Here is a 13,188-nt window from a genome sequence, read left to right on the forward strand (position 1 = left end):
CGAGTATGTCACTGGAGGAGTTCTGGGGAGTCGGGCCGAAGACGGCGGCACGACTCCGTGAGGCACTCGGGGAAGCGGCCGCCGTCGACGCGATCGAATCGGCGGACGTGCGGCGGTTGGTCGACGCTGGCGTCACCCGTGGACGAGCGACGCGAATCCTCAGGCGGGCACAGGGCGGCGCGGGGATGGACCTGCTCGCGACGCGCGACGCTCGGAACGTTTACGACGACCTCGTCACGCGGGCGGCGTCGTACGCCATCACCGCGCACGCGGCCGACCGGATCAGGGTCATGACTCCGGTCGCCGACGCCGAGACGCGCGAGGCCCGCCTGGACAGGGTGCTCGCCGCCCGGGACGCGTGGCGCGCGCTGGACGACGGCGAACGAACCGGGGTACTGGACGCGTTCGAGGCGTACGACGAGGCCGAAACCGCCCGCCCGGCGGCGGTCAGAGCCGCGCTCGCACTCCGCAACGTGGGGCTCAGCGGGGAGACGTTCGCAGCGCTCGACGGGGTCGACGAGCGCGCGCTCGCCGAGGCCGCCACGGCGCTCGAGGCGCTCGATGTGGACGACGGAGACGGGGTCGCACGGGGCGTCGACGACGACCTCGACCGGCTCCGAGCGCGACTGGCCGCCGCCGAGGAGCTAGAGGGGAGCGCGTTCGACGTCATCGACACGATCCGTGAGCGCGGCGTCCGCGACCTCGCGGCGTTCCGGGGCGCGTTCGCCGAGTACGTCGCCGAGGAGACCGAACTCACGCGCGGTGAGGTGACCGCCGCGACGGCCGACGACGCGGTCGATGCCGCCGACTTCGTGTCGAGTTCGCTCCGGACGCTCGTGGCCGATCTCCGCGAGCAGGTCGACGAGCGCGAGGCGGTCGTGAGCGCCGACCTCGAAGCCGCCGTCGACCAGGTCCGCGAGGACGTCGAACGCGCGGTCGACGCGGTCGACGACATCGCCGTCGCGCTGTCGCTCGGGCGGTTCGCCGACGCGAACGACCTCATCCGGCCGACGTTCGTCGCGGACGGACTCGCCGTCGACGCGGCCCGGAACCTCTCGATCTCCGATCCGCAGCCGATCTCGTACGGGATCGGGAGCCACTCGCTGTCGGCACCGACTACGGATCGGGTCGCGGTTCTCACGGGGGCGAACAGCGGCGGGAAGACGACCCTCTTGGAGACGCTCTGTCAGGTCGTCCTGCTGGCGTCGATGGGGCTGCCGGTCCCGGCCGACGCGGCCGAGGTGGGTGCGTTCGACGCCGTCGTGTTCCACCGGCGGCACGCGTCGTTCAACGCGGGCGTCCTCGAATCGACGCTGAAAACCATCGTGCCGCCGCTGTCGCGCGAGGGTCGCACGCTGATGCTCGTCGACGAGTTCGAGGCGATCACGGAGCCCGGCCGGGCTGCCGACCTCCTCAACGGGCTGGTCTCGCTCACGGTCGACCGGGACGCTCTGGGCGTGTACGTCACCCACCTCGCCGACGACCTCGCGCCGCTCCCCCCCGAGGCGCGGACCGACGGCATCTTCGCCGAGGGGCTCACCACCGACCTCGAACTCGAAGTGGACTACCAGCCGCGGTTCGGAACCGTCGGCAAGTCCACACCGGAGTTCATCGTCTCCCGACTGGTGGCGAACGCTCGCGACCGAACCGAGCGCCAGGGGTTCGAGGCGCTCGCCGCGGCGGTCGGCGAGGAGGCCGTCCAGGGGACGCTCTCGGACGCGCGCTGGTCGGGGTGAGCAGCTATCTGGCCTGAAACGAAACATCCACTGGTGAAAATTCACTAAAACAGTGTTATCATACACATATATGGACAAAAAATGACGAATTTTATTTACTGTTGCAAAGGTTTTAGTACATACAGCTATTGATCGATATTGTGAACTCAGAGTCCCTCCTCCGCGTCGGCTGCCTCCCCGACTGCGGCTACGAAGTCGAGTCGACCGACGAGCAGACTGCCGTCGAACGGATGACGACACACATGTGGGAGGCGCACAGGCTGCCGGTCGACCCACTCGACGTCCGCGAGATGGTGCGACCGACTCACCGCATCTCGCGGAGCGAGACGAACGCGGTGGCGTCGGCCGACAGCCACGTCTCCAGACGGTCGTGACGTGAGCGACCCCGGCGATAGATCGTACACCGATCCGGCCCGTTCTCGTCGCTGACCACGACGCCGTGGAGATCGAACCGACGCTGGCAGGTCGCCGTCTCCGAGTGGAGGCTCATCACCTCAGGGCGCGTCACGGACGGTCATGAACCCTGCTAAGTCGACTACGTAGTTCGCGGGAGGATTACTGTGAGGACCGTCCTCGTCTCTCGTGGTCGTTCCACCGGTGGGCTGTAGTGGACGGCGGCTGTTCGACTGGTATGGTCATCGACTCCGACTCCGAGTTCGAGTTGATCCCGCTCACGGAGTTCGACCGCCTCCGCGACGCGCTCGATCGGTTCTGTGCGGGGGGCGTCGACGGTGACGACGAGCGGATCCGGTGTCGGTTCGGCGGGGCGACGTTCTCCGTCAGCCGGACGGGCGCGGTCGAGGCGGGCATGCCGCTGCACGGCTTCGAGGCCGCCGACGTCGAGGCGATCGGCGTCGACCCCGCCGCGGGGAAGCTCCTCGTCGAGACTGCAGCGGCCCGGTACGTCTTCCGCCATCCCTGACGGCGAGAGAGTCGACGACGAAAGTGCCGGTTTGAAGTACCAGCGCGGGCCTCACTCCGAGAGATGGTAGACCCGACCTCCGACCTCGACGAGGACGTCGACGAGAGCAACGCCCCGGCGTGTGTGGTCTGCGGCGAGAAGTTGATCCGCGATCCGGCCCACCACGTCGTCACCTGGGTCGCCGACGGATCGATTCAGGTGCGGCACTTCTGTAGCGAGGACTGTCGCGGCGCGTGGGACGACAGCGAGCGTTCTTGAGGCCGCTCACCAGAACCGATCGAGGGCGAGCGAGAGCATATCGGCGCTGACCGGCCGGAACTCCTCGCGTTCGGACGGCGGGAGGAAGCCGCGAACGCTGTCCCAGCTCTCCCGCGCGTAGCGTTCGTCGACCAGGACGCGGACACCGCGCTCGTCGGCCCCCCGGATCACTCGCCCCAGTGCCTGTCTGGCCTTCCGGACCGCGGGGACGAGCAGTGCGGTCCGGAAGCCGTCGCCGAACGCCCGATCGTACGCCGCCCGCACGGCCTTCGTTCGCGGGCTCGACGTGTCGACGATCGGGACGCCACAGACGACGGCCGCGGCGAGGCGGTCGCCGCGGTAGTCGACGCCCTCGGTCAGGGTTCCGCGGAGGCTCGTCACCAGCACCTTGCCGGGGCCGGCGAAGAACTCGCTTTTCAACGACTCGGTGGCGGTGTCGTCCGACGACTCGTCGAGCAGGACGGTCTTGTCGATCCGGTCGTGGAGGCGCTCGGCCAGCCAGCGCGCTTCGGCGTAGTTCGGCATCCCGACGAGGACGTTTCCGGGTGAGCGTGCGACTTCGCAGACGGCGTCGACGTACACCTCCCGCGTCTCGGAGTTCGATCCCACCGAGCCGCGGTTCTCGTAGGTGTACTTCGGCGCGTCGACGGCGAAGCTCGCACGGTGTTGCTCGGGGAAGCCGAGCCCGTAGGTCCGCTCGACGACCGGTCGGCCCGCGGCCGAGAGCGCGTCGAGCCCCGTCACCTGCCGGAAGACGGCCGTCGGTTCGAGCGTCGCGCTCATCAACACGCCGCCGCCGAACTCCCCGAGGCGGTCGGCGATCGCGTCTCCGGGGAGGCAGTTGTGGAGCGCGAGGCGGGCGTTGTAGCCGCGACGCCACTCTCTCGACCCCTCGTCCCACGTCCGTTCGAGTTCGATCTCGCGGAAGTAGTTCCCGTGGTCGAGCGAGCGCCAGGCGGTGAGGGCGTGGCCGGCGGCCGTCACTGCCCGAGAGCGGTCCTCGTCGTCGAGTTCGTCGAGGACGCGAGCGACCACTGCCCCGACGGCCTCGGCGCGGGTCCACGCGTCGAGGTGGCCCGCCTCGCGCGCCCACCGGGTAAGTTCGTCCTCATCGGTCGCAGTGGGGTCTCTGAGAGGGAGCTCGTGGTCGTCGAACGTCTCGGGCGCGTCGGCGAGCGACGCGCGCCAGTCCGGGCGTTCGCGATCGAGGTAGGCACGGACGCGTCGGTCGATCTCCTCCCGGAGTGCCTCGATCGCGTCCCGGACGGCGCGGACCTCGTCGAGAGTGACGTCCGCGTCGGCGAACCCCGCCCGGACAAGTTCGGCCCCCTCGGTCTCGTGGCCCGCGTCGTCGAACTCCAAGGGCGTGACGATCCGGTTCAGCTCCGTGGCGGCGTCCCGGAGCGTCGCGTCGCCGACGCCGTCGCTCACGAGATCCCTGACCCGTGGTTCGAGCATGTGCGCCTCGTCGCAGACGACGAACGTCGACTCGTCCAAGAGCGCACCCGTGAACGTCGCGGCCGTCGTGGGGTCGAAGGCGTGGTAGTAGTTGCCGATGACGACCTCCATCTCGGGGAGGAGCGCGCCCATCACGGAGTGGGGACAGGAGCCGCGTGAGGCCGCGAGACCCACGAGTGTCTCGGTGTCGACGAGCCCCCGGTCGTCGAACGCGAACGGGACGGCCTCGACGGGATCGCCGTCCTCGGGGAGATCTTCGAGGTAGCCCGCGTAGAAGGGACAGAACTCCGTCCCGTCGAACTCGGGCGTCTCGGGGAGATACGGCGTCGGCTCCGCGGCGGTTTCGAGGTATCGCACGCCGTCGGCCCCGGAGTCGGCGAGTCCGGTCTGTGCCCGTCGAGCCTCCTGGACGAGCGCGTTCGTGGTGGCGGGACCGTTCTCACCGGCGAGGTTGCGGGTCCGCTCGCGGAGCCCCTCACACCGCTCGTACACGTTCGTCGGGTCGACCCCGCCGGTGCGCTCGCGTGCGTACGGACAGACGTCGGCCTTGCCGACGAGCGTCAGCCCCGAGACGGGGCGCCACTCGTCGGGGAGGTTCTCGTTGATCGCGTCGAGGTCGGACTCGAACTGGCGGAGTTGCTGTTTGACGCTCGTCAGCACGACGACGCGCTCGTAGTCGGTGTCGGGGTCCCGGACGAGGTCGATCCCCGCTGTCAGGGCGAGCATCGTCTTGCCCGTCCCGCACGCGCCTTCGAGCACGGTGAAGCCGCCCCGGCGCGCCGTCTCGATCGCGGTCTCGATGCCGTCGACCTGCTCGGGGTACGGCGAGTCGTGGCCGAACACCTCCTCCCACTGCACGCTCGCCCCTCGCTCCTCGACGTAGAAAGCGGTGTCGCCCTCGGTTCTCACGGGAGCGGGTTGTGCCGGCTTCGTATTTGAACGTCCGGACGGTCGGTGCCGCCGTCCCCGGAGCGTGGCGGCGCGGAGCATATGCCCGCTCGGTCCGTAGCCCGTCCGTGAACTCGACGATCGCCGAGCACGACGGACGACTGCTCGCCCGCATCGAGGACGACCACATGGTGTTCGAGGTCAACTTCGACACGCTCGATCCGACGGACGTCACGCTCCACTTCCTGCGCGACGGCGAGAAGGTGGGGAGCATCTACAACGACTACGGCACGCAGAAGACGATGGCGCGCTTGACCGTCCCCGGCGGCGCCGACTTCATCGGGGTCGAGGTGCCGAAGTCGTTCGTCGCGGAACTGCTCGACGTCGCCGCCGAGACCGGACGCCTCGCGGCCCCGACCGCCGCGGAGGCGTATCGGCTCCGCGTCCTCTGACGGGAACGGGTTGGCCGAAACCCTCTCGAACGTGTGACACCGACGACACGCCATGTCGAGTCGTCCTCGCGTGCTCGTCGCCGGCGCCTCAGGAAAAACCGGCCGCGAGATCCTCCGGTTGCTCGCGCCCCGCCCCGTGACCGTGCGTGCGCTGACGCGCTCGGGGACCCGAACCGCGGAGCTCGAAGCCCGCGGCGCGGACGAGGTCCTGGTGGGGAACCTGTTCGACCCCGCGGACGCGACGGCCGCCGTCGCGGACGTCGACGTGGTGCTGTCGGCGGTCGGCTCCGACCTCCGGGCGCTTCGGGGGGCGCGGTTCGTCGACGGCGAGGGCGTGGGAGCCCTCGTGTCTGCGGCGGCCGACGCCGGCGTCCGAGCGTTCGTCATGGAGTCGGCGCTCGGGGTCGGCGACGAGCCGACCAGCCCGCTCGGGAGTGTCTTCAACGCCGTCATCGGGCCGATCCAGCGGGCGAAAGCCGAGTCGGAGGCGGCGCTCCGCGACGCGGCGATGGAACACACGATCCTCCGACCCGGGCTCCTGACCGGCGGCCGGCGGACGGACACGGTCCAGGTCGCGCCGCCGGGTGCGGAGCTCTGGGGCTGTGTCTCGCGGGCCGACGTCGCTCGGCTCATGACCGCCGCGCCGTGGACGCCGGCGGTGACCGACCGCACGTTCGAGGTCGTCGACAACCCCCTCCTGACTGGTCACCCGGACCGCGTCGCGATCGACTGGGTGGACGGGCCGCGTCGGCCCTGAGGCGGTTCACAGCAGGCTCACGCCGTGGACGACCACGGTGAGGTTGTTGGCGAAGACGATGAGCCCGCCGGCGACGAGCAATCCGAGCCAGGCTTCGACGGCCAGCGCGAACCCGGGTCGCTGTCGGAGCGGCGTCCGGCGGAGCAGTCCGAGCAGGGCGGCGAAGCCGCACGTGACGGCGACGACGGTCGCGAGGTTGGCCGCGACGAGCCGCCAGGTCGGCCCCGCGAGCAGGGCTGCGACGACCGGGTTCGCCTCGGCACCGACGCCGAACCGCGCGGCCGCCCCCAGCGTCGTCAGCAGGTCGACCGTGACGAGGAGGAACAGCGCAACCGCGAACCAGTCCCAGTACTCGTCGTGTCTGCCGGACGGGGACGACGCCGGCGGGAGGAGAGCGGGCATCGGTCGGAGATCCGGCGGCATTGCGTATCAACCCTCGTGTGGCTCGCCCCCCGGGCGAACCTCGTCCGTCGTTCCGGGCAGCCGTCCGACGGCCGAGAGCGCGACGAGCATCACGACGACGACCGCGAGCCCCGCGGCGAACGCGCGAAACACCGTGTCGAAAGCGTAGCCCGCCTCCGTGAGCACCCCTACGGCACCGCTGCCGTTGGCCTCGACGAGGAGCGAGAGCCCGCTGAAGACGGCGTAGGTGCTCCCGCGGGCGTCGGCGGGGAGCGCGCCGAGGACGTAGGTGTCGAGGGCGGGGAAGAGGCTGTGGATCACGTAGCCGACGAGGAGCGAGACGGCGACGAGGCCGGCGAGGTCCTGCACGACGGTGAGCGCGAGGACGCCCGTGGTGAACGCGACGAGTAGCCCGACGATGTACGGGACGTGCGGGAGGCGGTCGGCGAGGCGGCCGCCGAGCCAGAAGGCGGGGACGCCGGCAGCGAACGTGATCGTGAGGAGCGTACTCGCGGTCGCCGTGTCGAGGGCCTTCACGGTCGTGAGATACGAGACGTAGAAGTTGAACAGCCCCTGCCAGACGAACCCCGCGGTGGCGATCATGAGGATCCCGGTGCCGATCACGCGCCAGTGGCCGAGCGCGGCGCGGAAGTTCCGGTCGGCCCCCGCGTCCGCCGGGACACCCTCTCCCCGGGTCGCGACGACGAGGACGCCCGTCACCAGCAGGCTCCCGCCCGCGAGGAGCCAGAACACCGCCCGCCAGGAGGCAGTCGCGAGGACGACCACGACGACCGTCGGGGCGACGACTGCGGCCACCTGGGCGGACATGCCGTGGACGCCGACCGCGCGCCCGACGCCCTCGGGGAAGAGGTCGCCGATGAGCGGGACCGCGGTGGCGAAGTACGTGCCCGAGGCGAGGCCGATCAGGAGCGACCCGGCCTGGAGCGCACGGACGGAGTCGGCCCCGGCGGTGAAGGCGGCCGCGGCCGCTAGGACGACCCCCGAGACGACGACGACCCGGTGGCGGGCGACGCGCGTCAGGAGGTAGCCGACGGGGAAGCGGACGGCTCCGGTCCCGAGCCAGACGAGCGAGGCGACGACGCCGACCGTGGCGGGGCCGACGCCGAACGCCGTCTGCAACTCGGGCAACAGCGGCGCGAACGCGGTCCGCCCGAAGTTGACGAGGAAGACGAGACCGAGGAGGGAGCCGAAGAGGCGGCGGGTCACACAGAGGGTGACTCCGGTCGGCGGAAAACGGTTGCTCTTCGCACCGGCGTCCCGCGGTCGGTAGCGAGCAGCCGTCACCGGTCTGCCCCGCGCCCCCCGAGCGCGGACACGGTCATTTAGGTACCGGCCGGCCGAAACTGGCGCTATGATCTCCGCGAGACGGATGGCGGCCGTCGACGCCAACGCAGCCGCGCTCGGCGTGCCACGCAAGCAACTGATGGAGTCGAGCGGGAACGCGGTCGCCCGCGTCGTCCGCGAGGTGGCCGACGCCGAACGCGACGGCGACTCCCGGGTAGCGATCGTCGCCGGCCGGGGGAACAACGGGGGCGACGCCTTGGTCGCCGCGCGCTTTCTCGACGCGTTCGACACGCGGGTCGTCCTCCTCGGCCGGCCCGAGACGATCACGACCGACATCGCCCGGGAGAACTGGGCGGCGCTTGTCGACGCCGAGTACGACACCCACGTCGTCGGCGACTCCCGCGAGCTCGACCTCCGCGAGCCGGACGTGATCGTCGACGCGATGCTCGGGACGGGCGTCACGGGCGCGCTCCGCGAACCGGAGGCGACCGCGGCGGCGGCGATCAACGCGGCCGAGGCGACCGTCGTGGCGGTCGACATCCCCTCCGGCGTCGACGCCGACACCGGCGAGTTCGAGGGAGAAGCCGTCGACGCCGACCACGTCGTCACGTTCCACGACGAGAAGCCGGGGCTCTCCGCCTTGGACGCGACCGTCCACGTCGCGGACATCGGGATCCCCGAGGCGGCCGAGTCGTTCGTCGGCCCCGGTGACCTCCTCTCGCTGGGTCGCGACCCACAGTCACACAAGGGCGACCACGGCGAGGTGCTCGTCGTCGGCGGCGGGCCGTACGCGGGTGCCCCCGCGCTGGCCGCGGGCGCGGCCCTCCGGGCGGGCGCGGACCTCGTCCGCGTCGCCTGTCCCCGCGCCGTCGCCCACGAGATCCAGGGGTACAGCGAGAACCTCATCCTCGTGCCGTTCGAGGGCGAGACGCTCGCGCCGGGACACGTCGACGCGCTGCTCGAACGGGCGGCCGACCACGACGCAGTCGTCTTCGGCCCCGGGCTCGGGTCGGCGGACGAAACCCTCGCGGCCGTTCGTGCGTTCCTCACGGGGTACGAGGGCCGGGCGGTCGTCGACGCCGACGCGTTGCAGGTCGTCCCCGAGGTGGAGACCGAGGCGACGCTCGTCTGTACGCCACACCAGGGGGAGTTACGGAAGATGGGCGGCACCACCGCCGAGGCGTGGCGCGAGCGCCGGACGCTCGTCGCGGAGTTCGCGGGCGACCTCGGCCACACGCTCTTGGTGAAAGGCGCGTACGACGTCGTCGCCGACCCACACGAGACGAGAGTGAACCGGACCGGGAACCCGGGGATGACGGTCGGCGGCACCGGCGACGTCCTCGCGGGCGTCACGGGCGCGCTCTGCTGTACGCAGGACCCGCTCGACGCGGCGGCCGTCGCGGCGTACGTGAACGGTCGCGCGGGCGACATCGCCGTCGACGAACGCGGCTTCGGCCTCGTCGCCACCGACCTCCTCGATCGGCTCCCCGCGGCGCTGTGGGGTGAGCGCGATGAGTGACACCGGCGAGACGCCCCCGAGCGAAGACCCCAGGGAGACCGAAGCGAGCGACGAACTCACCCACACCGACGAGGAGGGGAACGTCCAGATGGTCGACGTCGGCGCGAAGCCCGACTCCGATCGTCGCGCGGTCGCCCGCGGCACCATCCACCTCCAGGCGTCGACGGTCGACGCGATCCGCGCCGACGACATCGGCAAGGGCGACGTGCTCGCCACCGCCCGCGTCGGCGCGGTGCAGGCGGTGAAACACACGTGGGAGACGATCCCGATGTGCCATGGGATCCCGATCACGAACGTCGAAACCGACTTCGACCTCGGCGACGACCGGGTCGTGCTCACGGTGGCGGTCGAGACGACGGGCAAGACGGGCTGTGAGATGGAGGCGCTCGAAGGCGTGACGACGGGGCTGAACGTCGTCTGGGACATGGTGAAGGCGGCCGAGAAGAACGAGTCGGGACAGTACCCCGACACGCGGATCACGGACGTCCACGTCCTCGAAAAGGAGAAAGAACGGGTCTGACGGCTCGGCCGAGCCGACCGGTGTGATACGGTCTGTTGTCACCGGTTACCGGTCGTCGACGCCCCGGGGGCGGCGACAGACGGCGCTGACTGACGACAGACCGTATGAGAGACCGACACAACCGTCATTAGTGTCCGACCGAAGCCACAGACGATGCGAGTGCTCGTCGCGGGTGCGACCGGGTTCGTGGGGTCCCGTTTAGTCCACGCGTTGGCCGACCGAGGACACGACGTCGTGGCCTTCTCCCGGAGCGCGAGCGAGACCACGTTCCCCGACGGCGTCGAACCGTTCGAGGGTGATCTCGGCGACCCCGGCTCGCTCGGTGGGCTCTGTGCGGGCGTCGATGTCGCGTACTACCTGATCCACTCGCTCACCGCCGAGAACTTCGCCGGGCAGGACCGGCGGTACGCACGCCGGTTCCGCGAGGCGGCGTCGGGGGCCGGCGTCGACCGGGTGGTCTACCTGAGCGGAATCAGCGGCGACGAGACGGATCTGTCGCCACATCTGGCATCGCGGCGGGAGGTCGAGTCCGTCCTCTCGGCCGGTGCGTTCGACCTGACCGTCCTTCGGGCGGCGATCATCATCGGTCCCGAGAGCGCGAGCTTCCGCATCGTCGACGATCTGACCGACCGCCTGCCGGTGATGGTCGTCCCCGAGTGGGTCCGGACGCCGTGTCAACCCATCGGCGTCGACGACACCGTCGCGTATCTCGTCGGCCTCCTCGGCGTCGACGAGACCCGTGGGGAGACGTACGACATCGGGGGGCCGTCGGTGTGGTCGTACGAGTCGCTGCTCGAACTGACCGCCGCCGAGAAGGGCAGACGGGTAGTTATCCTCCCCGTCCCGGTGATGACGCCGGAACTGTCCTCGCACTAGCTCCGGTTCACGACCGACGTCCAGTACGCCATCGCCCGGCCGCTGGTCGAGAGCATGCGTCATCCGGTGACGGTGAGCGACGAGATGGACCTCCAGCGCGTCGTCCCCATCGAGCGGACGCCGATCGACGATGCGGTGCGACGGGCGCTCTCCGCGTGAGTCGCTCAGGCCGTCTCGACAGGAATCGTGTACCCCCGACGCAGCGGGTCGAGGTGGGCACGTGCGTCGTCGTCGAGCGGGAACGTCCCGTGGATGTCGGCGGGTTCGCGGCCGTGGACCGCGCGTCCGAACGGGGCCGCGACCGTCGGGTACGCCCGGGTGAGAAACCGCACCACGGGGCCCGAGATCCCCCGGCGCCGGAGCAACCGTTCGACCGTGTCGCCACCGACGTGGACGCTGTCGCCCTCGACGAGGACGAACGCGAACGGCCGCGATCCGAACTGGGCGTCGAGGAAGGCCTGGATCTCGGCGGTCTGCCACGGCACGGTGAGGACGTCCGACGAATACCGCGTGGCCGCCTCGGCGGCGGTTCGGAACAGGGCGTTGCTGCCGTCATAGACGAGGAGCGAACGGGTCACGAACGCCTATTGGCGCTCGTGCGTTTGAACCTTGCTGCCCGGACTCAGGCCGACTCGACCGTGGCCAGGTCGCCCGCCTTCGCCCGTGCCTTCGAGACGACGGCGGGGCGCGCCTCGAACTCCAGGGTGACGGAGTCGCCGTCGTACTCCTCGCGTTCGACGTGGCCGTGGTCGTGGACCCACGAGACGAGGCTCATCGTGTCGTCCGTCATCGGGAGGAGCAGGCGCTCGCGCTGCCAGTCGGGGAGTTCGGCCTCGATCCGGTCGGTGAGTTCGCCGATGTTCTCGCCCGTCAGTCCCGAGACGACGATGGGGTTCGGCGCGAGCGCCGAGAGGGCACGTTTCTTCTCCTCAAGTTCGCTCTCGTCGACCTTGTCGATCTTGTTCAACACGGTGACGATGGGGGCCTCATTGCGCTCGTACAGCGTGTCGTGACAGGTGACGAGCTTCTCGCGCATCTCTTCTGTGGACTCGGAGGCGTCGACGACGAGGAGGACGAGGTCGGCTCGATAGACGGAATCGAGGGTGGACTTGAACGACTCGACGAGCCAGTGCGGCAGGTCGGAGATGAAGCCGACCGTATCGGTGAGCAGGACGTCCCTGGTTCCCGTCTCGGCGCGACGAGTCGTCGTGCCGAGGGTGGTGAACAGGCGGTCCTCGGACTCCGCCGTCGGGTCCAGGTCGGGGTGGAGGTCGTCGTTCTCGTCGACCGCGAGGTCCGCGGCGAGTTGACGCATCAGCGTCGACTTCCCCGCGTTCGTGTAGCCCGCGAGCGCCACGAGGTCGAAGCCGGACTCGCGGCGTTCCTCCCGGCGGGTCTCTTCTTTCTCCGCGATGGCGTCGAGTTCCCGCTTGATGCGGGCGATCTGCGCCTTGATGTCCTGTTCGCGGCTCTCGTCGTACTCGCCGAGTCCCATGAAGCCGGGGCGCTCGTCGCGTTTCGCGAGCGACGCTTTCGCCTCCGCGCGCGGGAGTTCGTACCGCAACTCGGCCAGTTCGACCTGCAATTGTGCCTTCTTCGTCTGGGCGCGCTGGCCGAAGATGTCGAGAATCAGCGTAAAACGGTCGACGACCTCGGCGTCACCCGGGAGTTTCGCCCCGACGTTGTACGTCTGGTACGGGCCGATCCGGTTGTCGACGACCACCGCGTCGGCGTCGGTCTCGGCGACGAGCGCCGCGAGTTCCTCGACTTTGCCCTCGCCGAACATGAACGCCGCGTCCTCCTCGCGCGTCTGCGTGAGTTCGCCCACGACCTCGTAGCCGGCCGCACGGGCGAGATCCCTGATCTCCGAGAGGTCGGCCGTTCCGGCATCGACGCGCTTGGCGACGATCGTGCTACGGCTCATCCGTCCACCACCGGGGTGTGTTCCAGCACTGTTGTCCCACGTTGGCCGTCGAGCGGCTTAAGCGGGCGGGCAGTCGTGATGACGGTCTCACACCTCCATGGCCGCCCGTAGACACCACGTGCTCTTGTATGTTACCTCGTGGCACGCCGACGGCACTCGTCACCTCCACTG

The 13,188-nt window shown here is 70.0% G+C and carries 14 protein-coding genes and 1 pseudogene; 9 read left to right on the forward strand and 6 right to left on the reverse strand.

What is annotated here, in order from left to right:
- Window positions 1–5: 5 nt before the first annotated feature.
- Together NKJ07_RS05755 and NKJ07_RS05760 are read left to right on the forward strand one after the other, a co-directional pair.
- Window positions 6–1,736 carry a MutS-related protein gene (locus tag NKJ07_RS05755; RefSeq protein ID WP_318569629.1) on the forward strand — a complete coding sequence of 577 codons (1,731 nt, stop codon included), beginning with the start codon at window positions 6–8 and terminating at the stop codon, window positions 1,734–1,736.
- 140 nt (window positions 1,737–1,876) lie between these two features.
- The gene (locus NKJ07_RS05760) at window positions 1,877–2,110 is read left to right on the forward strand and encodes a DUF1059 domain-containing protein (RefSeq protein ID WP_318569630.1); all 234 of its coding nucleotides are present in this window, start codon (window positions 1,877–1,879) and stop codon (window positions 2,108–2,110) included.
- Here NKJ07_RS05760 and NKJ07_RS24390 read toward each other — a convergent pair.
- Window positions 2,041–2,226 carry a DUF7511 domain-containing protein gene (locus NKJ07_RS24390; RefSeq protein ID WP_425504729.1) on the reverse strand — a complete coding sequence of 62 codons (186 nt, stop codon included), beginning with the start codon at window positions 2,224–2,226 and terminating at the stop codon, window positions 2,041–2,043. The genes NKJ07_RS05760 and NKJ07_RS24390 overlap by 70 nt on opposite strands.
- 141 nt (window positions 2,227–2,367) lie before the next feature.
- On the opposite strand from NKJ07_RS24390, the gene NKJ07_RS05765 reads away from it, so the two are divergent.
- Together NKJ07_RS05765 and NKJ07_RS05770 are read left to right on the forward strand one after the other, a co-directional pair.
- Window positions 2,368–2,658, forward strand: a complete 291-nt coding sequence (locus tag NKJ07_RS05765) for a hypothetical protein (RefSeq protein WP_318569631.1) — start codon at window positions 2,368–2,370, stop codon at window positions 2,656–2,658.
- Window positions 2,659–2,721: 63 nt separating this feature from the next.
- Entirely contained in the window at window positions 2,722–2,916 is a 195-nt protein-coding gene (locus NKJ07_RS05770) for a DUF7576 family protein (protein WP_318569632.1), read from the forward strand.
- Window positions 2,917–2,922: 6 nt separating this feature from the next.
- On the opposite strand, the gene NKJ07_RS05775 is transcribed toward NKJ07_RS05770, so the two are convergent.
- Entirely contained in the window at window positions 2,923–5,232 is a 2,310-nt protein-coding gene (locus tag NKJ07_RS05775) for an ATP-dependent DNA helicase (RefSeq protein WP_318570417.1), read from the reverse strand.
- Between the two features lie 218 nt (window positions 5,233–5,450).
- On the opposite strand from NKJ07_RS05775, the gene NKJ07_RS05780 reads away from it, so the two are divergent.
- Window positions 5,451–5,714: a hypothetical protein gene (locus NKJ07_RS05780; protein WP_425504744.1), complete on the forward strand. Its 264-nt coding sequence runs from the start codon at window positions 5,451–5,453 to the stop codon at window positions 5,712–5,714.
- 52 nt (window positions 5,715–5,766) lie between these two features.
- Window positions 5,767–6,471, forward strand: a complete 705-nt coding sequence (locus tag NKJ07_RS05785) for an NAD(P)H-binding protein (RefSeq protein WP_318569634.1) — start codon at window positions 5,767–5,769, stop codon at window positions 6,469–6,471.
- Between the two features lie 6 nt (window positions 6,472–6,477).
- Here the strand turns inward: NKJ07_RS05785 and NKJ07_RS05790 are convergent, their stop codons facing one another.
- Window positions 6,478–6,873, reverse strand: a complete 396-nt coding sequence (locus NKJ07_RS05790) for a hypothetical protein (RefSeq protein ID WP_318569635.1) — start codon at window positions 6,871–6,873, stop codon at window positions 6,478–6,480.
- 27 nt (window positions 6,874–6,900) lie between these two features.
- Window positions 6,901–8,100 carry an MFS transporter gene (locus NKJ07_RS05795; RefSeq protein WP_318569636.1) on the reverse strand — a complete coding sequence of 400 codons (1,200 nt, stop codon included), beginning with the start codon at window positions 8,098–8,100 and terminating at the stop codon, window positions 6,901–6,903.
- Window positions 8,101–8,263: 163 nt separating this feature from the next.
- Here NKJ07_RS05795 and NKJ07_RS05800 point away from each other — a divergent pair, with 163 nt between their 5' ends.
- The 3 genes and pseudogenes from NKJ07_RS05800 (at window position 8,264) to NKJ07_RS05810 (ending at window position 11,252) form a co-directional block, all read left to right on the forward strand.
- The gene (locus tag NKJ07_RS05800; RefSeq protein ID WP_318570418.1) at window positions 8,264–9,697 is read left to right on the forward strand and encodes an NAD(P)H-hydrate dehydratase; all 1,434 of its coding nucleotides are present in this window, start codon (window positions 8,264–8,266) and stop codon (window positions 9,695–9,697) included.
- Complete coding sequence (gene moaC / locus NKJ07_RS05805) at window positions 9,690–10,217, forward strand: cyclic pyranopterin monophosphate synthase MoaC (RefSeq protein WP_318569637.1); 528 nt, start codon at window positions 9,690–9,692, stop codon at window positions 10,215–10,217. Before NKJ07_RS05800 ends, moaC begins: the two co-directional genes overlap by 8 nt.
- 153 nt (window positions 10,218–10,370) lie before the next feature.
- A pseudogene (locus tag NKJ07_RS05810) lies at window positions 10,371–11,252 on the forward strand (NAD(P)H-binding protein).
- A 5-nt stretch (window positions 11,253–11,257) separates the two neighbouring features.
- Here the strand turns inward: NKJ07_RS05810 and NKJ07_RS05815 are convergent.
- Complete coding sequence (locus tag NKJ07_RS05815) at window positions 11,258–11,671, reverse strand: hypothetical protein (protein WP_318569638.1); 414 nt, start codon at window positions 11,669–11,671, stop codon at window positions 11,258–11,260.
- A gap of 44 nt (window positions 11,672–11,715) precedes the next feature.
- The gene (gene hflX / locus NKJ07_RS05820; RefSeq protein WP_318569639.1) at window positions 11,716–13,017 is read right to left on the reverse strand and encodes a GTPase HflX; all 1,302 of its coding nucleotides are present in this window, start codon (window positions 13,015–13,017) and stop codon (window positions 11,716–11,718) included.
- Window positions 13,018–13,188: the final 171 nt, after the last annotated feature.

It is taken from the genome of Salinigranum marinum, assembly GCF_024228675.1.
Taxonomy (GTDB): domain Archaea; phylum Halobacteriota; class Halobacteria; order Halobacteriales; family Haloferacaceae; genus Salinigranum; species Salinigranum marinum.